The sequence below is a fragment of the Pantoea sp. BAV 3049 genome, assembly GCF_009765445.1.
Taxonomy (GTDB): Bacteria; Pseudomonadota; Gammaproteobacteria; order Enterobacterales; family Enterobacteriaceae; genus Erwinia.
The window spans coordinates 1,398,022-1,417,437 of sequence record NZ_WHOY01000031.1 but is presented as its reverse complement, the minus strand read 5'-3'; the positions used below and the strand labels follow the sequence as shown (position 1 = coordinate 1,417,437).

18 protein-coding genes are annotated in these 19,416 nt (G+C 57.0%); 10 read left to right on the top strand and 8 right to left on the bottom strand.

Annotation, left to right across the window (positions count from 1 at the left end):
- Nucleotides 1-42 precede the first annotated feature (42 nt).
- Together deoB and deoD are read left to right on the top strand one after the other, a co-directional pair.
- The gene (gene deoB / locus GSQ70_RS07285; RefSeq protein ID WP_158781935.1) at nt 43-1,266 is read left to right on the top strand and encodes a phosphopentomutase; all 1,224 of its coding nucleotides are present in this window, start codon (nt 43-45) and stop codon (nt 1,264-1,266) included.
- Nucleotides 1,267-1,300: 34 nt separating this feature from the next.
- Nucleotides 1,301-2,020 (top strand): purine-nucleoside phosphorylase, encoded by a 720-nt coding sequence (gene deoD, locus GSQ70_RS07280; RefSeq protein ID WP_158781934.1) that lies wholly within the window; start codon nt 1,301-1,303, stop codon nt 2,018-2,020.
- Nucleotides 2,021-2,092: 72 nt separating this feature from the next.
- Here the strand turns inward: deoD and GSQ70_RS07275 are convergent, their stop codons facing one another.
- Entirely contained in the window at nt 2,093-2,761 is a 669-nt protein-coding gene (locus tag GSQ70_RS07275; RefSeq protein WP_158781933.1) for a YtjB family periplasmic protein, read from the bottom strand.
- A gap of 116 nt (nt 2,762-2,877) precedes the next feature.
- On the opposite strand from GSQ70_RS07275, the gene serB reads away from it, so the two are divergent.
- The 3 genes from serB (at nt 2,878) to nadR (ending at nt 6,544) form a co-directional block, all read left to right on the top strand.
- Nucleotides 2,878-3,855: a phosphoserine phosphatase gene (serB, locus tag GSQ70_RS07270; RefSeq protein WP_158781932.1), complete on the top strand. Its 978-nt coding sequence runs from the start codon at nt 2,878-2,880 to the stop codon at nt 3,853-3,855.
- Nucleotides 3,856-3,864: 9 nt separating this feature from the next.
- On the top strand, nt 3,865-5,247 hold the full coding sequence (radA, locus tag GSQ70_RS07265; RefSeq protein WP_158781931.1) for a DNA repair protein RadA: 1,383 nt from the start codon (nt 3,865-3,867) through the stop codon (nt 5,245-5,247).
- Between the two features lie 70 nt (nt 5,248-5,317).
- A complete protein-coding gene (nadR, locus tag GSQ70_RS07260; protein WP_158781930.1) occupies nt 5,318-6,544 on the top strand; it encodes a multifunctional transcriptional regulator/nicotinamide-nucleotide adenylyltransferase/ribosylnicotinamide kinase NadR in 1,227 nt (408 codons plus the stop codon).
- 55 nt (nt 6,545-6,599) lie between these two features.
- On the opposite strand, the gene GSQ70_RS07255 is transcribed toward nadR, so the two are convergent.
- The 3 genes from GSQ70_RS07255 to GSQ70_RS07245 form a co-directional block, all read right to left on the bottom strand.
- Nucleotides 6,600-7,880 carry an MFS transporter gene (locus GSQ70_RS07255; protein ID WP_158781929.1) on the bottom strand — a complete coding sequence of 427 codons (1,281 nt, stop codon included), beginning with the start codon at nt 7,878-7,880 and terminating at the stop codon, nt 6,600-6,602.
- Nucleotides 7,873-9,027, bottom strand: coding sequence for a mandelate racemase/muconate lactonizing enzyme family protein (locus GSQ70_RS07250; protein ID WP_158781928.1), 1,155 nt, complete (start codon nt 9,025-9,027; stop codon nt 7,873-7,875). The genes GSQ70_RS07255 and GSQ70_RS07250 overlap by 8 nt, the downstream gene beginning before the upstream one ends.
- Nucleotides 9,028-9,265: 238 nt before the next feature.
- Nucleotides 9,266-10,267, bottom strand: coding sequence for a zinc-binding alcohol dehydrogenase family protein (locus GSQ70_RS07245; protein WP_158781927.1), 1,002 nt, complete (start codon nt 10,265-10,267; stop codon nt 9,266-9,268).
- 97 nt (nt 10,268-10,364) lie between these two features.
- On the opposite strand from GSQ70_RS07245, the gene GSQ70_RS07240 reads away from it, so the two are divergent.
- Complete coding sequence (locus tag GSQ70_RS07240) at nt 10,365-11,261, top strand: LysR family transcriptional regulator (RefSeq protein ID WP_158785253.1); 897 nt, start codon at nt 10,365-10,367, stop codon at nt 11,259-11,261.
- Nucleotides 11,262-11,408: 147 nt separating this feature from the next.
- Here the strand turns inward: GSQ70_RS07240 and ettA are convergent, their stop codons facing one another.
- Nucleotides 11,409-13,076, bottom strand: a complete 1,668-nt coding sequence (gene ettA, locus GSQ70_RS07235; RefSeq protein ID WP_158781926.1) for an energy-dependent translational throttle protein EttA — start codon at nt 13,074-13,076, stop codon at nt 11,409-11,411.
- Nucleotides 13,077-13,299: 223 nt separating this feature from the next.
- On the opposite strand from ettA, the gene GSQ70_RS07230 reads away from it, so the two are divergent.
- Nucleotides 13,300-14,247: a 2-hydroxyacid dehydrogenase gene (locus GSQ70_RS07230; RefSeq protein WP_158781925.1), complete on the top strand. Its 948-nt coding sequence runs from the start codon at nt 13,300-13,302 to the stop codon at nt 14,245-14,247.
- Between the two features lie 64 nt (nt 14,248-14,311).
- Here GSQ70_RS07230 and deoR read toward each other — a convergent pair whose 3' ends face one another.
- Nucleotides 14,312-15,076: a DNA-binding transcriptional repressor DeoR gene (gene deoR, locus GSQ70_RS07225; protein ID WP_158781924.1), complete on the bottom strand. Its 765-nt coding sequence runs from the start codon at nt 15,074-15,076 to the stop codon at nt 14,312-14,314.
- A gap of 23 nt (nt 15,077-15,099) precedes the next feature.
- The gene (gene deoC, locus GSQ70_RS07220; RefSeq protein WP_158781923.1) at nt 15,100-15,780 is read right to left on the bottom strand and encodes a deoxyribose-phosphate aldolase; all 681 of its coding nucleotides are present in this window, start codon (nt 15,778-15,780) and stop codon (nt 15,100-15,102) included.
- Between the two features lie 184 nt (nt 15,781-15,964).
- Between deoC and rbsK the strand changes: the two genes are divergently transcribed.
- The 3 genes from rbsK to GSQ70_RS07205 are packed head-to-tail and all read left to right on the top strand — an operon-like array spanning nt 15,965 to nt 19,227.
- A complete protein-coding gene (rbsK, locus tag GSQ70_RS07215) occupies nt 15,965-16,879 on the top strand; it encodes a ribokinase (protein WP_158781922.1) in 915 nt (304 codons plus the stop codon).
- A gap of 9 nt (nt 16,880-16,888) precedes the next feature.
- Complete coding sequence (gene fucP, locus GSQ70_RS07210) at nt 16,889-18,214, top strand: L-fucose:H+ symporter permease (protein ID WP_158781921.1); 1,326 nt, start codon at nt 16,889-16,891, stop codon at nt 18,212-18,214.
- Nucleotides 18,211-19,227 carry an aldose 1-epimerase family protein gene (locus GSQ70_RS07205; RefSeq protein ID WP_158781920.1) on the top strand — a complete coding sequence of 339 codons (1,017 nt, stop codon included), beginning with the start codon at nt 18,211-18,213 and terminating at the stop codon, nt 19,225-19,227. Before fucP ends, GSQ70_RS07205 begins: the two co-directional genes overlap by 4 nt.
- Here the strand turns inward: GSQ70_RS07205 and GSQ70_RS07200 are convergent.
- Entirely contained in the window at nt 19,216-19,374 is a 159-nt protein-coding gene (locus GSQ70_RS07200) for a hypothetical protein (RefSeq protein WP_158781919.1), read from the bottom strand. The two genes, GSQ70_RS07205 and GSQ70_RS07200, sit on opposite strands and share 12 nt — an antisense overlap.
- Nucleotides 19,375-19,416: the final 42 nt, after the last annotated feature.

Below are 19,416 nucleotides of genomic sequence, written 5' to 3'. Positions count from 1 at the left end.
ATTAAATTTAAGCTCATCGCGTTCAAGACGCAGGAGACCAGGATGAAACGTGCATTTATCATGGTGCTCGATTCCTTCGGAATTGGGTCCAGTAAAGACGCTGACAAGTTCGGCGATGCCGGGTCGGATACGCTGGGGCATATTGCCGAAGCGTGCTTCAAAGGGGAAGCCGACAAAGGACGTAAAGGGCCGCTGCATCTGCCCAACCTCACCGCATTGGGGTTAGGCAAGGCCGCGGAAGAATCCACCGGGAAGTTCCCGCCGGGTCTGGATAAGAATGCTGAGATTATTGGGGCTTACGCCTACGCCAGTGAACTGTCATCCGGCAAAGACACACCGTCAGGCCACTGGGAAATAGCCGGTGTGCCGGTGCTGTTTGACTGGGGTTACTTCACCGATAAAGAGAACAGCTTCCAGCAGGCATTGCTGGATGAACTGGTGGAAAAGGCCGATCTGCCGGGCTATCTGGGCAACTGCCACTCTTCCGGGACGGTGATCCTCGACCAGTTGGGTGAAGAGCATATGAAAACCGGCAAGCCGATTTTCTACACCTCTGCCGACTCGGTATTCCAGATTGCCTGTCATGAAGAGACGTTCGGCCTTGAGCGCCTCTACCAGCTGTGTGAAATCGCCCGTGAAGCGCTGACTGAAGGCGGCTACAACATTGGCCGTGTGATTGCGCGTCCGTTTGTTGGCGATAAAGCAGGGCATTTTGAACGGACCGGCAATCGCCACGATCTGGCTGTTGAACCCCCGGCACCGACCATCCTTAAAAAGCTGGTGGATGAGCAGCAGGGCGAAGTGGTTTCCGTGGGTAAAATCGCGGATATCTATGCCCACGTTGGCATCACCAAAAAGGTGAAAGCGACCGGACTGGATGCGCTGTTTGACGCCACTGTTCAGGAGATGGAGGTCGCACCGGATAACAGCATCGTGTTCACCAACTTTGTCGACTTTGACTCCACCTGGGGGCATCGCCGCGACGTTCCCGGCTACGCTGGTGGCCTGGAGCTGTTTGACCGTCGCCTGCCGGAGTTGATGGCGCAGGTGAAAGAGGGCGATATCCTGATCCTCACCGCAGACCACGGTTGCGATCCAACCTGGCAGGGCACCGAGCACACCCGTGAGCATATCCCCGTGCTGATCTACGGCCCTGGCGTGAAGCCTGGCTCGCTGGGTTACCGCGACACCTTCGCGGATATCGGCCAGACGGTGGCGAAGTATTTTGGCCTTTCCGATATGGAATACGGCAAAAGCATGCTGTAATCAGCGCAACGTACTGATCAAATAAGGATAAAACATGGCAACCCCTCATATTAATGCCGAAATGGGTGACTTCGCTGACGTGGTACTGATGCCGGGCGACCCGCTGCGTGCAAAATATATCGCGGAAACCTTCCTGCAGGACGCGGTTGAAGTTAACAACGTGCGCGGCATGTTGGGTTACACCGGCACTTATAAAGGCCGCAAAATCTCCGTGATGGGCCACGGAATGGGCATCCCTTCCTGCTCTATCTACACCAAAGAGCTGATCACCGACTTCGGTGTGAAGAAGATCATTCGTGTCGGCTCATGCGGTGCGGTGCGTGCCGATGTGAAACTGCGTGATGTGGTGATCGGTATGGGCGCTTCCACGGATTCAAAAGTGAACCGTATGCGCTTCAAAGATCACGATTTCGCGGCAATTGCTGATTTCGATATGGTGCGTAACGCAGTAGATGCGGCGAAGGCGCTGGGCGTGAAGGCCCGCGTGGGTAATATCTTCTCTGCCGATCTGTTCTATACGCCAGATCCGCAGATGTTCGACGTGATGGAGAAGTACGGCATTCTGGGTGTGGAGATGGAAGCCGCCGGTATTTATGGCGTGGCGGCAGAGTACGGGGCGAAAGCGCTGGCCATCTGCACCGTGTCAGATCATATCCGTAGCGGTGAGCAGACCACGGCGGCAGAGCGCCAGAACACATTCAACGAGATGATCGAAATCGCGCTGGAATCTGTCCTGCTGGGCGACAAAGAGTAATCTGTTACGCCTTTTCTGGCCGGTATACTCCGGCCAGTTTTCCCTTCTTCCTGGGGCCACGCTGATGGCCGATCAGGGTTTCCCTGGCTCTGCTGGCGTGCTTTCGCTGCTTTCGTCATCGTCTTCCTTCACCGGATTACTGGCGGTCAGCAGGAAGGGTGACTGCTGCCAGCGGGTGCGGCGATCGCGTAGCAGGGTGCGGCTGAGGATAATGCCGATGGCCAGTGCCAGCAGCATCATCAGGCGCAGGATGTTGGTGGTGTTATCCACCTGCTTGGATTCCGTCACCAGCACGTGGGTATCCAGCGTAACGCGCAGGAAGCCACGTGGACCATCCGGGCTGTCCAGCTGCTGTACCAGCTGGTGGTTGAAGTAGCTGCCCGCCCGATGACCATCCAGCGCCAGCCTGTCGCGCACGTTAATCGTCTCGCCGCTGTGGGCCAGCAGCGTGCCATCATCGTCATAAATCGAGGCATCCAGAATGCGGCTCTCTTTGGTCAGCTGCGTCAGAATATCTTCAATTTTCTGGCGGTTATCATCGCTGTTCTCCATCAGCGGTGTCAGGCTGAAGGCCACCTGACGGGTCAGGGTGCGGGCCAGCTCTTCCACCTGCTCGGAACGCGCCATCTGGTGGCCCAGACTGAACCACGAAGCTCCCTGCATCAGCACCACCAGCAGGGCCAGGCAGATCAGCACGATTGCCGTGCGGTGCAGACGAAATTTTAGTTTGGCCTTTGCCATCTTTACCCTTCACACTTTATGAACGAACCACCGTCCGTATCGACGCTTTATGTTGCCAGAAGCGGGCCTGACAGGGTAGCCTCTTGCGTGGTTAATATGTCCCTACAGGAGCTGTAATGCCAAATAGTCTGACCTGGTGCGACCTGCCTTCCGATGTCTCTCTCTGGCCGGGTTTGCCCCTCTCTCTCAGCGGCGATGAAGTGATGCCGCTGGACTACCGCGCTGGCCGCACCGGCTGGCTTCTGTACGGGCGCAGCCTGGATAAAAGCGTCCTCACCGGGCTGCAGCATCAGCTGGGCGCGGCGATGGTCATCGTCAGCGCATGGCGGGTGGAGGACTATCAGGTGGTACGCCTGGCCGGTTCCCTGACGCCGCGTGCCAGCAAACTGGCCCACGAAGCCGGGCTGGATGTGGCACCGCTGGGGCGTATCCCGCATCTGAAAACGCCGGGCCTGCTGGTGATGGATATGGATTCCACCGCCATCGAAATCGAATGCATTGATGAAATTGCCAAACTGGCTGGCAGCGGCGAGCTGGTGGCGGAAGTGACCGAGCGGGCGATGCGGGGCGAGCTCGACTTTGCCGCCAGCCTGCGTCAGCGCGTGGCAACGCTGAAAGATGCCGATGCCACTATTCTGCAGCAGGTTCGCGACAAACTGCCATTGATGCCGGGTCTGAGTTCGCTGGTGCCTAAATTGCAGGCGCTGGGCTGGCATGTGGCTATCGCTTCCGGCGGTTTTACTTATTTTGCAGAATACCTGCGTGATACCCTTCATTTGTCCGCGATTGCCGCCAACGTGCTGGAAATTCGCGATGGTAAACTGACCGGTGAAGTGCTGGGCGATATCGTTGATGCAAAATACAAAGCGGACATGCTGCGTGCTCTGGCGGAACGCTTTGAAATCGCGCCGGAGCAAACTGTCGCTATCGGCGATGGTGCCAACGATCTGCCGATGATCCAGGCCTCTGCGCTGGGCATTGCTTATCATGCCAAGCCTAAAGTCAATGAAAAAACCGAAGTCATTATCCGTCACGCCGATCTGATGGGGGTGTTCTGCATCCTCAGCGGCAGCCTGATCCATGAAGAGCGTTAAGGGGTAGTTTTGGCCAAAGCGGTAAAGCGTGCCTTTGTTTGTAATGAATGCGGCGCAGATTATCCACGCTGGCAGGGGCAGTGCAGCGCCTGTCACGCCTGGAACACCATCACCGAAGTCAGGCTGGCGGCTTCGCCAACCGTGGCCCGCAACGAGCGGCTTTCAGGCTATGCGGGCAGTGCGGGCACCAGTCGCGTGCAGAAGCTGTCGGATATCAGCCTGGAAGCGCTGCCCCGTTTCTCCACCGGGTTTAAAGAGTTTGACCGGGTACTGGGCGGCGGTGTGGTACCCGGCAGTGCTATTCTGATCGGGGGCAATCCCGGCGCAGGAAAAAGTACTCTGCTGCTGCAAACCTTGTGCAAACTTGCTGAAGGAATGAAGACGCTTTACGTCACCGGCGAAGAGTCGTTGCAGCAGGTGGCGATGCGTGCGCACCGTCTTGGCCTGCCGACTGAAAACCTCAATATGCTTTCGGAAACCAGCATCGAGCAGATCTGCCTGATTGCTGAGCAGGAAGAACCGAAGTTGATGGTGATCGATTCGATTCAGGTGATGCACATGGCAGACATCCAGTCCTCGCCGGGCAGCGTGGCGCAGGTTCGTGAAACCGCAGCTTATCTGACCCGCTTCGCCAAAACGCGCGGCGTGGCAATCGTCATGGTGGGGCATGTTACCAAAGATGGCTCGCTGGCCGGGCCGAAAGTACTGGAACACTGTATCGACTGTTCTGTGTTACTGGATGGCGATGCCGATTCGCGCTTTCGCACGCTGCGCAGCCATAAAAACCGTTTTGGTGCCGTTAACGAGCTGGGCGTGTTTGCCATGACCGAGCAGGGCCTGCGTGAAGTCAGCAACCCCTCGGCTATTTTCCTCAGCCGGGGCGAAGAGGTGACCTCCGGAAGTTCGGTGATGGTTCTGTGGGAAGGCACGCGGCCGCTGCTGGTGGAGATTCAGGCGCTGGTGGACCATTCGATGATGGGCAATCCAAGGCGCGTTGCGGTGGGGCTGGAGCAGAACCGTCTCGCGATCCTGCTGGCGGTGCTGCACCGTCACGGCGGCCTGCAGATGGCAGACCAGGACGTCTTCGTCAACGTGGTGGGTGGCGTGAAGGTGACCGAAACCAGTGCGGACCTGGCGTTGATGCTGTCGATGGTGTCGAGCCTGCGTGACCGGCCATTGCCGCAGGATCTGGTGGTCTTTGGCGAAGTGGGGCTGGCGGGAGAAATTCGTCCGGTGCCGAGCGGGCAGGAACGTATTTCCGAAGCGGCAAAACATGGTTTCCGCCGGGCGATTGTGCCAGCGGCCAACGTACCGAAAAAAGTGTCGGAACACATGAAAGTGTATGGCGTGAAAAAGCTGGCCGACGCGCTGGCGATTCTGGAAGATCTCTGACCATTTATCGTTGAATGGATTGTAATCGCAACGGCGGAATTTATGCCGCCCGTTATGCCGGAGGCATTTGATGTCGTCATTCGATTATCTGAAAACCGCAATACGCCAGCAGGGCTGCACGCTGCAGCAGGTGGCTGATGCCAGCGGCATGACCAAGGGCTACCTCAGCCAGCTGCTCAATGCCAAAATCAAAAGCCCCAGTGCGCAAAAGCTGGAAGCGCTGCACCGTTTTCTCGGGCTGGAGTTCCCGCGCCGTGAGAAGACCATTGGCGTGGTGTTTGGCAAGTTTTATCCGCTGCATACCGGCCATATTTACCTTATCCAGCGTGCCTGCAGCCAGGTTGACGAGCTGCATATCATCATGGGCTACGATGAACCGCGCGATCTGCAGCTGTTTGAAGACAGCGCAATGTCGCAGCAGCCCACCGTCAGCGACCGCCTGCGCTGGCTGCTGCAGACCTTCAAATACCAGAAAAATATCCGTATTCACTCGTTTAACGAGGAGGGGATGGAGCCTTACCCGCATGGTTGGGACGTGTGGAGTCGCGGCATTAACGAATTTATGGGCAACCACGGCATCGTGCCGAACCGGGTTTACACCAGTGAAGAGCTGGATGCGCCGCAGTATCAGCAGCATCTGGGGATTGAAGCGGTACTGATCGACCCACGGCGCTCATTTATGAACATCAGTGGTGCTCAGATCCGCCAGGATCCGTTCCGCTACTGGGAATATATCCCGACGGAAGTGAAGCCGTTCTTCGTGCGTACGGTGGCGATCCTCGGCGGGGAGTCCAGCGGCAAGTCAACGCTGGTGAACAAGCTGGCGAACATTTTTAATACCACCAGTGCGTGGGAATTTGGCCGCGATTATGTCTTCTCGCATCTCGGCGGTGACGAGATGGCTCTGCAATATTCCGACTACGATAAAATCGCGCTTGGTCAGGCACAATATATTGATTTTGCAGTTAAATATGCGAATAAAGTGGCATTTATCGACACCGACTTTGTCACCACCCAGGCTTTCTGCAAAAAATATGAAGGACGCGAACATCCCTTCGTGCAGGCGCTGATCGACGAGTATCGCTTCGATTTGGTGATCCTGGTAGAGAACAACGTTCCCTGGGTTGCAGACGGTTTGCGCAGCCTTGGCAGCTCGGTGGATCGCAAAGAGTTCCAGGCGCTGCTGGTCTCAATGCTGGAAGAGAACAATATCCGGTATATGCATGTCGAGCAGGATAACTACGATGAGCGCTTCCTGCGCTGTGTTGAGCTGGTGAAGGACATGTTGGGCGCGTAAGCAGATGGGCAGCAGCACAGGCTCCGTATCACGGAGCCTGATAACAAACACGTTGTTATGCCAGCGTGCGTAACGCCCTTACGCTACGTTCGCGGACAAACAGCGCCAGCATCGCCATACCGACCAGAGCCAGCACGCTGGCAAGCAGGAACGCTGAAGAATAGCCTCCGCCATACTGGATCAGGAAGCCGGTGATCCCCGGTGAGAGGATCCCCGCCAGGTTTGCCAACAGATGCACAAAGCCGCCAGCGGTGCCGATGCGCTCAGCCGGGACAATATCCTGCAACAGTGACCAGCACGCCTGCGGCGTCATATAGGCGAAGACGCTGGCCAGCGTAATCAGCGACACGGCCGCGGTGACGCTGCTGGCCCAGGCCGTCAGCATGACGCACACAGCAGCCACCGCCAGCCCAGAGAAGATCACCAGCTTACGTGACTGCAGGAAATTTCCCGTCCTGCGGAACAGCGCATCGGAGACCAGCCCTCCACCGATAAAGCCAATCGTTGCCCCCAGCCAGGGCAGGATGCCAATCAGGCTCATGCTTTTGATATCCAGATGCTGAAAATCGGTCAGATAACTTGGCAGCCAGGAGAGGAAAAAATACTGGATGTAGTTGAAGCAAAAGAAGGCAGCCGCCACGCCCAATACCGGCAGTGAGAAGACATAGCTCCAGAGTTTTGTTGGCTGAGCCGCTGTCGCTCCCGGGGCGCGCGTGGCAGGGCGCTGAGCTTTGATCATCTGGCATTCGCTCTCGCTGACGCGGGGATGCTGTTCCGGTTTATCCCTGAATAGCCACAACCAGAAGCCCAGCCAGACAAAGCCCAGCACGGCAATGACGATAAATGACACCCGCCAGCCAAAATTCAGGCCAACCAGACCGACAACGGGTGCCGCGACCGCCGCCCCCAATGGCTGACCCGCATTGGTAAAACCGACTGCGCGTCCGACTTCTTTGCGTGGGAACCAGTTTGAAATGGATTTATTGGTGGTGGTTCCCATTGGACCTTCACCAATGCCGAACAGCACGCGGACAATCAGCAAATGTGTAAAGTTACCTGCCAGCGCGGTTGCGCCACAAAACAGTGACCAGATGGCTGCCGCCCAGCCGAAGACTTTGCGCGGGCCAAAGCGGTCGGCTCCCCAGCCGCCGAGGAAACAGAAAAGGCAGTAGCCAATAAAAAAGCAGCTGAACAGAATTCCCATCTGCGCATCATCGATGTTCAGATCTTTTTTTACCAGAGGAGCCATCACCGACAGGGCAGCCCTGTCCAGATAGTTCAGCATCCCGGCGAAGAACAGCAGCAGCGCAACGACGCTTCGGGTGTTTTTAAACATGATGAATTCCCTCCACATCGATGCGCAGATGGCTGACGGTGTGTTTTTTCATGGTCTCAGCATCGGGCTTAAAGCCGAGACCCGGTTCATCTGGTAACGTCAGCGTGGGGGCAAAATCTAACTGCGGATAAAGCAGGGTAGAGAAACGGATGTAAGGCACTTCCAGCAGGATTTCCGGCGGCAGGGTTGCGACGAGATGCGCGGTCGCCAGTAATCCGGCACCGTAATAGAAGCAGTGCGGTACCACCTTTACGCCGCAGGCTCTGGCCCGTTCAAAAACGCGCAGCGAAGCGGTGATACCGCCCACTTTTGTCACGCTTGGCTGAATCACATCAACGGCTCCTTGCGCAAACAGCTCCTCAAAGCCCCACTCGCCAGCAGCATTTTCCCCGGCGGCAAGCGGTGTCCCTTCGCGGCGGACTGTTGCCAGTCCAGCGGCATCTTCCGGCGGCCAGACCGGCTCTTCCAGCCAGCCCAGCTTCAGCTCTGCCAGCTGGCGGGCACGGTGGCAGGCCTCAGTCACCGTCCACGGGCAGTTCACATCCACCATCAGCGTCGCTTCTGCCGGTAACGCGGTGCGTGCGGCGGCGATTGCAGCATATTCCGTTTCATGCAGCTTCAGCGTATGGAAACCTGCCTGCCAGGCGCGACTGACCTGACGGGCGACTTCCTCCGGATGGTTGTTATAGCTCACCAGGCTCGCATACAGCTCAATCTGCTGACGTTTTGCGCCAAGCAATTGCCACAGTGGCTGCTCCTGCTGCTGGCCAAGGAGATCCCACAGCGCAATATCAATGGCGGAAAGGCCGAAGCGCACCGGGCCTGTCCTGCCAAAGGCGTGCAGGGCCGTTTCGGCTTCTGCCATCAATGTCGTCAGGGCTGCGCGGCTGTCCGGCAAGGTTTTACCGAGAAAACAGGGGATGACCACATCCTGCAGGGCCTGTGCAGTCACGGGATTACACAAATGACCAAAACCTTCTCCCCAGCCCTGCAGGCCAGTGTCGGTTTCCACCCTGACCAGCAGGGTTTCCATCTGTTTGAGTGCCGCCGATGCGGCGTTCCAGGCTTTTTCCTCTGGCGCGGCAGGGCCACGATCGCTTGCAAAAGGAATGCTGAGGCGGATTACCTCTATCTGACTGATTTTCATGCCAAAGACCTCAATGTGTAGGGCGGTCAGCGGCTGGAGTTATGAGAAGAGGCCGTTCTGACCATTAAGATAAGACTTCGCCAGTTCAGTATAAAAAGTGCGGCGGGGGCGGGCATCGTTCAGGCGCACAAGGATAGGGCAGGAAGGAGGAGGTTATTTTGGCATCTGGATAAGCGGCTGCGTGGCAGCTCACAAAATTGCGGCAGGAACGGCGGGTGACGACGCACCCGCCCGACAATCAGTAAACCATCACCACTTTACCGCGCATATGCCCTTCCAGCACCAGCTGGTGAGCTTCGGTCAGGGTTTCCACGCTCAGGCCCTGCAGGGTTTTGCTCAGGGAGGTAGAAATTTTCCCGGTATCCAGCAGCTTCGCGGTGGCCTCCAGAATCTCACCCTGGCGGGCAATATCCGGCGTGCCGTACATGCTGCGGGTGTACATAAATTCAAAATGCAGCGAGGCGCTTTTCAGCTTTAGTTGGTCCATGCTCAGCGGCTTTTCGTTTTCCACGATGGTGCAGATATGCCCCTGCGGTGCGACCAGCTTCGCCATTGTTTCCCAGTGGCCGTCGGTATCGTTCAGGCAGAAAATGTAATCGACCTGCTTCAGGCCGTGCTTCTCCAGTTCTGCTGGCATATCTTTATAATTGATCACGATATCTGCGCCGCGATCCTTGCACCATTGCACAGAGTCCGGACGGGAAGCGGTGGCGATCACTTTGACCTTGCTGTGCAGTCTGGCAAACGGGATTGCCAGCGAACCGACGCCGCCCGCGCCGCCCACAATCAGCAGCGTTTTGCCTTCTTCCGCTTCGTCGATGTGCAGGCGGTCAAACAGACCTTCCCAGGCTGTCAGGGCCGTCAGCGGAATAGCCGCAGATTCAGCCCAGTCCAGCGAGGAGGGTTTATGCCCGGTAATACGTGCGTCAATCAGCTGATGGGTGCTGTTGCTGCCCGGACGGGTGATATCCCCGGCGTAATACACTTCGTCACCGACTTTAAAACCGCTGACTTTACTGCCCACATCCAGCACCACACCGCTGGCATCCCAGCCGAGAATACGCGGCTGCTGGAGTCCGTTCTTTTGTGCACCTTTGTGCACTTTGGTATCCACTGGATTGACCGAGGCAGCCTTTACCTCTACCAGCAGGTCGTATTCACCAGGGGCTTGTTTTTCAGGCTGAATTTCAAAAAATTCATCCGGTTTATCTGGATTGATAGCAATCGCTCTGATTGTCATAGCGCATCTCCTTTAAGTTGTGTTATTCAGTGTAGAAGGTAAGCAGGCTAATGATAAGTCGCACAATAACTAACGAAGTGTTCGTTTCAGGTGAACAATCATGTTTAAACAGCTGCAGGATATGGCTCTCTTTGCGATGGTGGCCGAATGCGGCAGTTTCACTGCTGCTGCGAAGCGCTCCGGATTGCCAAAATCCAGTGTCAGCCAGCGTATCAGCCAGCTTGAACAAACACTGGGGTTACGTCTGATCAACCGCACCACCCGTCAGCTCAACCTGACGTTTGCCGGGGAGCGGTACCTGGTTCATTGCCAGGAGATGGTGCAGGCCAGTGAAAGAGCAAGCCTGGCTATTCAACGCCTGCGGGATAATCCCAGCGGGCGACTGAGAATTACGTCACCGGCGGGGATTGGGGCCACGCTGCTGGCGCGACTGAACGCGGCTTTTCAGCAGGAGTATCCGGACGTCACTTTGGAAGTCTCGGTTTCTGATGAGGTTCGTGATCTGGTGCAGGAGGGATATGATGTGGCCCTGCGTACCGGTCAGCCGCAAGACTCTTCACTGATTGGCCGGCGGATTGGCTACTGCGAGCGCCTGCTGGTGGCTTCAGCAGGCTACCTGGCGCAGCATGAGGAGATCGTTCATCCGCAGCAGCTGGCGGAACACCGCTGTATTGCGCACCGGGCGTGGAGCGAATGGCTGCTGAAAAAAGATGAGGAGTATTACCGCTGGATGCTGCCGCCCATCCATATGACCGATAATCTGGTCTATGCGCGTGAGTGCGCGCTGGAGGATGCGGGGATCACGCTGCTGCCACGCTTCCTGACGGACGAGTTACTCTCGGATGGGCCATTGATGGAGGTATTGCCGGACTGGAAGATTGCGGGCAACGAGCTGTGGCTGGTCTATCCGAGCCGCAAACTGAATTCGCCTGCGCTTTCGCACTTTGTTGACTACGCGCTACAGTCGCCGGTGTTTCGGGAGTTCTATCAGTAACAAATAAAACAGCGACTGCACGGTAAACCCAGGCCGTTCATAAAGACGCAAACAGCGCCGTCCCTGGTTGCCAGACTTGCACCCTCCATGGCGCGAGACGCTTTAATCACGGCCTGGTTTCCCGTGCTTTGAGTATCGGCGACAGCCTTACTTAGTCATACGCTTGTACTTGATGCGTTTTGGCTCCAGCGCTTCGGCGCCCAGCGTACGCTTCTTGTACTCTTCGTATTCGGTAAAGTTACCTTCGAAGAACTCGATGTTGCCTTCATCCTGGTAGTCCAGAATGTGGGTGGCGATACGGTCGAGGAACCAGCGGTCATGCGAGATAACCATCGCGCAGCCCGGGAACTCCAGCAGGGCGTTTTCCAGCGCACGCAGGGTTTCGATATCCAGGTCGTTGGTCGGTTCATCGAGCAGCAGCATGTTGCCGCCCACCTGCAGCAGCTTGGCCAGATGCAGACGGCCACGCTCGCCACCGGACAGTTCACCAACACGTTTGCCCTGATCAACACCTTTAAAGTTGAAGCGGCCAACGTAGGCACGGCTTGGCATCTCGGTGTTGCCGATACGCATGATGTCCTGGCCGCCGGAAACTTCTTCCCAGACGGTTTTAGCGTTATCCATGCTGTCGCGGAACTGATCGACCGAGGCCAGCTTGACGGTATCACCCAGCACAATGCTGCCGGAGTCAGGCTGTTCCTGGCCGGACATCATGCGGAACAGCGTGGATTTACCCGCGCCGTTCGGGCCGATAATCCCGACGATTGCCCCTTTCGGTACTGAGAAGGAGAGATCGTCGATCAGCAGGCGGTCACCATAAGATTTACGCAGGTTGCTGACTTCCACCACTTTGTCGCCCAGGCGTGCTCCCGGTGGAATAAACAGTTCGTTGGTTTCGTTACGTTTTTGGTAGTCGGTGTTGTTCAGCTCTTCAAAGCGGGCCAGACGAGCCTTGCCTTTAGATTGACGGCCTTTGGCACCAGACCGCACCCACTCCAGCTCTTTCTCGATGGATTTACGGCGGGCCGCTTCGCTCGAGGCTTCCTGTGCCAGGCGGGCATCTTTCTGCTCCAGCCAGGAGGAGTAGTTGCCTTCCCATGGAATACCTTCACCACGGTCAAGCTCCAGGATCCAGCCAGCGACGTTATCAAGGAAGTAACGGTCGTGGGTAATCGCCACCACTGTGCCCTCGAAGTCGTGCAGGAAGCGCTCCAGCCAGGCCACAGATTCTGCATCCAGGTGGTTGGTCGGTTCGTCCAGCAGCAGCATGTCTGGTTTTTCCAGCAGCAGGCGGCAAAGCGCCACGCGACGACGTTCACCACCGGAGAGGTTAGCGATTTTCGCGTCCCAGTCAGGCAGGCGCAGTGCATCGGCAGCACGCTCCAGCTGGGTGTTGAGGTTATGACCGTCGTGCGCCTGAATAATCTCTTCGAGCCTGCCCTGTTCTGCGGCCAGCTTGTCGAAATCAGCGTCTTCTTCTGCGTACAGTGCGTATACTTCATCAAGACGTTTCAGGGCGCCGACCACTTCTGCCAGCGCTTCTTCCACCGACTCACGGACGGTGTGCTCCAGGTTCAGCTGCGGCTCCTGCGGCAGGTAGCCGATTTTGATGCCTGGCTGCGGGCGCGCTTCCCCTTCGATATCTTTATCGATACCGGCCATGATGCGCAGCAGGGTGGATTTACCTGCGCCATTCAGACCCAGAACGCCGATCTTGGCACCCGGGAAAAAGCTCAGGGAGATATTTTTCAGGATATGACGCTTCGGCGGAACCACTTTGCCGACGCGATGCATGCTATAGACGAATTGAGCCACGTAGGATGAGCCTCTTGGTGTCTGGTGTTAATTGGGGCATTCGCTGCCCACTCAGATGACGAAGTTTAGCTGGTTTCCTCTGTTAATCACAGCCGTACAGGGTGTTAATCACCTTACTCCCCTGCGGATTATCCTGATATCAACGCTTTTGCGCGATAACTGTTTGATTTTCGACCGGTGGACATTATGCTGATTTTTTGCCTTACAAAGCAGGGAGATAACGATGAAAGTTCTGATCGCGGCGGAAGAGAACGCCTGGGGCGGGATGATTCAGCAGTTCCGCCAGACGCTGCCGGACGTTGAATTTACCGCTTCCGCCGGACATGCGGCCGAAAGCCTGGCGGGGTATGACGCGCTGATCCCTGGCATGGCAAAAGTCCCCCCAGCCCTGTTGAAAACAGCCGATAAGCTGAAGCTGATTCAGCAGGCGGGAGCCGGGCTGGAGAGCGTGGATATCGCCAGTGCGAAAGCGCAGGGGATCCAGGTGGCCAACGTGCCCTCTGACCGTTCCGGCAACGCGGATTCCGTGGCCGAACTGGGGATCTGGATGATGATCGGCCTGGCGCGCAAGGCCAGTGAACTGCCGCAGATGATGGCCACCCGCCAGCTTGGTCTGCCGGTGGGGATGGGGCTGATGGGCAAAACGGTCGGGCTGGTGGGGTTGGGCGGTATCGGTAAAGCGCTGGCGAAGCGGCTGGTCCCTTTTGGCGTGAAGCTGATCGGCGTGAAGCGTACCGCCGACCAGCGTTTTGCTAAAGAACACCAGCTGGACTGGCTGGGCAATATGAAGCACCTGCCTGCACTGCTGAGTGAGGCGGATTTTGTGATACTGAGCCTGCCGGATAACAACGACACCCGCAATATCATTGATGAAACGGCGCTGGCGCAAATGAAACAGGGCAGTTTTCTGATTAACGTGGGGCGGGGTGGGCTGATTGAGAAACAGGCGCTGCTGGCGGCGCTGGAGGTTGGTCATCTGGCCGGAGCCGGGCTGGACGTGTTCTGGCAGGAGCCTCCGGATCCGGAAGACGCCCTGTTCCAGTACAACGTGGTGGCAACGCCGCACATTGGCGGCGTCACGGATAATTCACTGAACGGCAATGTGGCGGGCGTTTGCGAGAACCTGCGCCGCCTGCGCGACGGCGAAGAGATCCTTAACCGTTGGGCCTGACGTGCCCATCAGGCTCAGGAAGGTACGCGACGGTTAAGAGTTGGGCCTGACGTATCCTCCCGGCTCAGGAGTGTAAGTGGTCCATTCCCAACTGTGCCAGGTGCTGCGCCAGCTTTTTCGGCGCGGCTTCATCGCTGATAAGTCGATCAAACACGCTGAGTTCGCCGATGCGGGCGGGCAGGACTTTACCGAACTTGCTGCTGTCGGCCACCAGAATTTTCTGGCGGGCGCGCTGCAGCGCCTGGTGCTTCATCGGCAGTTCGTTAAGGTTGTAGCAGGTAGCGCCCTGTTCAACATCAATGCCTGCAGCGGAGATAAACGCCTTGCCCGGACAGAGGCTGTCCATCACTGAACCCTGTCCCAGCGGGGTGAAAATCGCATTATCCGCGTGAAATTCCCCGCCGTTCAGGATCACCTTACAGGCGGGTTTTTCTTTCAGGGCAAGGAAGGTGTTCATCGCGCAGCAGATAGCGATAAATTCCAGTTCGCCGTCGATGGCATCCACGACCCATGGCATGGTGGTGCCGCAGTCAAAAAATACCGTGTCACCAGGCTGGATGAGTGCCGCCGCCAGCTGACCTAACCGGCGCTTCTTCTCCACGTTGTGGGTCTGCTGATCGGTAACAAAGTAGTGACCCTGGCTGTTTTTCGGATCGCTGACGATATACCCGCCAAGCAGCACCACCGCAGAAGGCTGTTCGCTGATATCGCGGCGGATGGTCATCTCGGAAACGCCAAGCAGCTGCGCCGCCTCTTTCAGGTGGATCTTGTCGGTTCGCTGCAGCGCGAGCGCCAGTTTTTTTACGCGCTCGTCGCGCCGGGTTTCCATGGTCGGTGATTCCTGATGATCGGTTAATAGCCTTCGCCGGTAGCGCTGCTGTCCTGCACGATGGTGACGCCTGAGCTGGTGCCAATGCGGCTGGCACCCGCCTGGATCATGATTTCTGCGGTATGCCGGTCACGAACTGCGCCTGATGCTTTCACTTTCACCTCCGGCCCGACCGTTTCATGCATCAGGCGAACGTGCTCTTCGCGCGCTCCGCCGGTGCTGAAGCCGGTAGAAGTTTTCACGAAGGCGACCTTCAGCTCCCGACAAATTTCACAGATTTTAATGATTTGCGCCTCGCTGAGCAGGCAGGTTTCCAATATTACCTTCAATGGGATCGGGCCGCAAACCTCCCGCACCGCCTGTATGTCAGCCGTGACCGCCTGCATCTCACCGCTTTTCAGCCAGCCGACGTTAATCACCATATCGATCTCCTGCGCGCCGGCCTCGATTGCGGCTTGCGCCTCAAAGGCTTTGGCGCGGGTCAACCCGGCCCCCAGCGGAAATCCGATCACTGAACAGACCCTGACGTTACTGCCCTTCAGCTTTTCCACGGCCAGCGGGACGTAGCCGGAATTCACGCAAACTGCATAGAAATGGTGCTGCAGCGCTTCTTCACACAACCGGTCAATTTGCTGAGTAGTGGCATCGGCAGCCAGCAGGGTATGGTCGATAAAGCTGGCATAGTCACGGGTGGATAACGTCATGATCTTCTCCTCGCAGTCAATGTGAATGTTAAAATAATAACATTTTCAGATTGCCGTCAATGCCTTGTTTATGGCGTTTATCTGGAATTTTTAGCGTGAGACAGCTGTCACAAAATTCACATATGATCGTTGTTATTGTTATTTCTAAAACATTTAATGAGCGGAATTTACAGGGGGAATCACAATGGATATTGCCGTTATCGGCTCGAATATGGTCGACCTGATCACCTATACCAACAGCATGCCGAAAGCTGGCGAGACGCTGGAAGCACCCGATTTCGCTCTGGGCTGCGGCGGCAAAGGGGCCAATCAGGCTGTGGCAGCAGCAAAGCTCGGCGCTGCTGTGATGATGGTCAGCAAAGTGGGCGAAGATCTGTTTGCTGAAAATACGGTGAAAAATCTGCAGCAGTTTGGCGTGGAAACTCGCCATGTGACTGTTGCAGCAGGAACTTCCAGCGGCGTGGCGCCGATTTTTGTCGATGACCAGTCGCAGAACCGCATCCTGATCATCAAAGGGGCTAACGCGCACCTCTCTCAGGCTGACATTGATGCTGCCGCAGCGGACCTTAAGCGTTGCCGCCTGATGGTGCTGCAACTGGAGATCCCGCTCCCCACGGTTTATTACGCCATCGATTTTGCCCGCCAGAACGATATTCAGGTGATCCTCAATCCGGCCCCGGCGGTTGCCGGGCTGGATATCGATTATGCCTGCCAGTGCGACTTTTTTATGCCGAATGAAACCGAGCTGGAGATCCTCACCGGCCTGCCAGTCGGCAGCGAAGAGGAAGTGCTGCGCGCCGGGCAGATGCTGCTGGCCCGTGGCCTGAAGAACCTGATTATCACTCTGGGCAGCCGCGGTTCGGTATGGATGCAGGGAGACACCGTCCATCGCTTCAGCCCGACGCCGGTCAAAGCCGTGGACACCAGCGGAGCAGGGGATGCCTTTATCGGCTGCTTTGCCCACTGCCTGGTAGAGCACGGCGATATTGCCCGTGCAATGGAGTCTGCTTCGGCTTATGCCGCCTGCAGCGTAACCGGTCGGGGAACCCAGCGTTCCTATCCCGATGCCGATACTTTTCACCGTTTTCTCAACGCCTGAGGATTCGCTATGCACCAGAACATTGTCCAGCAGCCTGACGGCTACCTGAATAAGACTCCGCTGTTCCAGTTTATTCTGCTGTCCTGCCTGTTCCCGTTGTGGGGCTGCGCCGCCAGCCTGAATGATATTTTGATCACCCAGTTCAAAAGTGTCTTCGCCCTGAGCGATTTTGCCAGTGCCCTGGTGCAGAGTGCCTTCTACGGTGGCTACTTCCTGATTGCGATCCCGGCCTCGCTGGTGATCCGCAGTACCAGTTACAAGGTGGCGATACTGCTGGGGCTGGCGCTGTATATCGCTGGCTGCGTGCTGTTCTATCCAGCCTCGCACATGGCGACTTACACCATGTTCCTCGCGGCGATCTTCGCTATAGCTATTGGCCTTAGCTTCCTGGAAACCGCCGCCAATACCTACAGCTCGATGATTGGTCATCGCGACCATGCCACGCTGCGCCTGAACGTCAGCCAGACCTTCTATCCAATAGGTGCGCTGATGGGCATCGTGTTGGGTAAATATCTGGTCTTCCAGGATGGCGACAGCCTGCACAGCCAGATGGCGGGCATGAATCCCGAACAGTTGCACCAGTTCCGCCTGACGATGCTGGAGCACACGCTGGAACCCTATAAATACCTGGTGATGGTACTGGTGGTGGTGATGGTGCTGTTCCTGCTGACGCGCTATCCGCACTGCAAGCCGCAGAGCGCGGAGAAAAAGCTGCCAGGGCTGGGAGAAACCTTCAGCTATCTGGCGAAAAACCGCCACTTTAAGCGCGGTATTGTCGCTCAGTTTGTCTATGTCGGGATGCAGGTGGCAGTGTGGTCGTTTACTATCCGCCTTGCGCTGAACCTGGGCGCAACTAACGAGCGTTACGCTTCTAACTTTATGATTTACAGCTTTATCTGCTTCTTTATCGGCAAGTTCGTCGCCAACTTCCTGATGACCCGATTCCGGGCTGAGAAGGTGCTGATTGCCTACTCGGTGGTTGGAGTGATCACGCTGGCCTATGTGATGCTGGTGCCGAACTTTACCGCCGTCTACGCCGCTGTGTTTGTCAGCGTGCTGTTCGGGCCGTGCTGGGCAACCATCTATGCCGGTACGCTGTCGACCGTTGATAACAAATACACCGAAGTCGCCGGCGCCTTTATCGTCATGGCGATTGTTGGGGCTGCATTTGTTCCTGCGCTACAGGGGCTGGTTTCTGACCGTCTGGGATCGATGCAGCTGGCCTTTAGCGTTTCGCTGCTGTGCTTTGCCTGGGTCGGTTTTTACTTCTGGGGCGAGCTGCGCCACAAAAAGCAGCCTGCCGCCACTGGCCGTCTCGCTGAGGAGGCTCGATGAAAACCCGACTTCCTCTGCACCGTTCACTGTTCGGCGACACGCCGCGCACGCTGCTGGAAAACGGTGACTTCAGCGTCAAACTGTTTCGCTATCCCGCCGGTATTGAAGCCGTGCGGCTGGAAAACAGCCGCGGCCATGTGATTGTGCTGCCTTTCTATGGGCAGATGATCTGGGATGCGGAGTTTGACGGGCAAACCCTGACCATGGGCAACGGCTTTACTCAGCCGCTGCCGGGTCAGGATATTATCGACACTTACGGCTGCTTTGCCTTCCATTCCGGCCTGCTGGCAAACGGCTGCCCGGCTGCAGATGACACTCATGCTCTGCACGGTGAAATGGCCTGTGCACGCATGGACAGCGCCTGGGTTGAGCTGGAAAATGACCGCGTGGCGCTGCGGGGTGAAACCAATTATATCAAAGGGTTTGGGCACCATTATCGTGCTTCACCTGGCGTGACGCTGCTGGCGGGGCGGCCACGGTTACGTATAGAGATGGTGGTGAGCAACCTCTCCGGCAGCGCGATGCCGTTGCAGTATATGTGCCATATGAATTATGCGTATGTGGAGAACGGCACCTTCAGCCAGAGCATCCCGGACAGTGCTTTCCAACTGCGCACGTCGATTCCCGGGCATGTCCATCCCACGCCAAACTGGCTGGATTATACCCGCCAGCTGCAGGCTTCGCCTCAGGCGTTCGACGGGCTGAACCGGCCGGAGATGTACGATCCGGAAATCGTCTTCTTTGCCGATAATCTGGCGCAGTACGGCAGCAAAGCGGAGTTTCAGCTGCACTCTCCGGAGGGCTACGGTTTCAGCACCATTTTTGATACCGCCCAGTTCAACTATGCCACGCGCTGGATCCTGCACAATGCCGACCAGCAGGTTGCCGCTTTCGTTTTACCAGCCACCTGCCGTCCGGAAGGATTTAATGCCGCGAAGCAGGCGGGAACGCTGATCTCGCTGGAGTCCGGCGAGCAGAGGCAGTTCTGCGTGGAAACCGGATTAATCGAGTAGCGTCGATAAGGTGGCGGGTGTTTCCGCCATCTCCTTTAGCAGGCAGACCAGCTCCACCCGTAATCGCCACTCTTTCCCGTCCAGTTGCCTGAAACAGCGAAGCCAGCGTACCCGACGCATATCGCTGGAATATGCACATTTCGTCACTGACTCCTTTCCCGAATGGCATCAATGCCGCAAAAATTCCAT

Bases quoted from the DNA above. Each gene is read 5' to 3' on its own strand.
- deoD (WP_158781934.1), top strand. From the start codon at position 1,301: ATGGCAACCCCTCATATTAATGCCGAAATGGGTGACTTCGCTGACGTG.
- rbsK (WP_158781922.1), top strand. From the start codon at position 15,965: ATGGATATTGCCGTTATCGGCTCGAATATGGTCGACCTGATCACCTAT.
- serB (WP_158781932.1), top strand. From the start codon at position 2,878: ATGCCAAATAGTCTGACCTGGTGCGACCTGCCTTCCGATGTCTCTCTC.
- nadR (WP_158781930.1), top strand. From the start codon at position 5,318: ATGTCGTCATTCGATTATCTGAAAACCGCAATACGCCAGCAGGGCTGC.
- deoB (WP_158781935.1), top strand. From the start codon at position 43: ATGAAACGTGCATTTATCATGGTGCTCGATTCCTTCGGAATTGGGTCC.
- deoR (WP_158781924.1), bottom strand. From the start codon at position 15,076: ATGGAAACCCGGCGCGACGAGCGCGTAAAAAAACTGGCGCTCGCGCTG.
- GSQ70_RS07245 (WP_158781927.1), bottom strand. From the start codon at position 10,267: ATGACAATCAGAGCGATTGCTATCAATCCAGATAAACCGGATGAATTT.
- GSQ70_RS07255 (WP_158781929.1), bottom strand. From the start codon at position 7,880: ATGTTTAAAAACACCCGAAGCGTCGTTGCGCTGCTGCTGTTCTTCGCC.
- deoC (WP_158781923.1), bottom strand. From the start codon at position 15,780: ATGACGTTATCCACCCGTGACTATGCCAGCTTTATCGACCATACCCTG.
- fucP (WP_158781921.1), top strand. From the start codon at position 16,889: ATGCACCAGAACATTGTCCAGCAGCCTGACGGCTACCTGAATAAGACT.
- GSQ70_RS07205 (WP_158781920.1), top strand. From the start codon at position 18,211: ATGAAAACCCGACTTCCTCTGCACCGTTCACTGTTCGGCGACACGCCG.
- GSQ70_RS07230 (WP_158781925.1), top strand. From the start codon at position 13,300: ATGAAAGTTCTGATCGCGGCGGAAGAGAACGCCTGGGGCGGGATGATT.
- GSQ70_RS07250 (WP_158781928.1), bottom strand. From the start codon at position 9,027: ATGAAAATCAGTCAGATAGAGGTAATCCGCCTCAGCATTCCTTTTGCA.
- GSQ70_RS07275 (WP_158781933.1), bottom strand. From the start codon at position 2,761: ATGGCAAAGGCCAAACTAAAATTTCGTCTGCACCGCACGGCAATCGTG.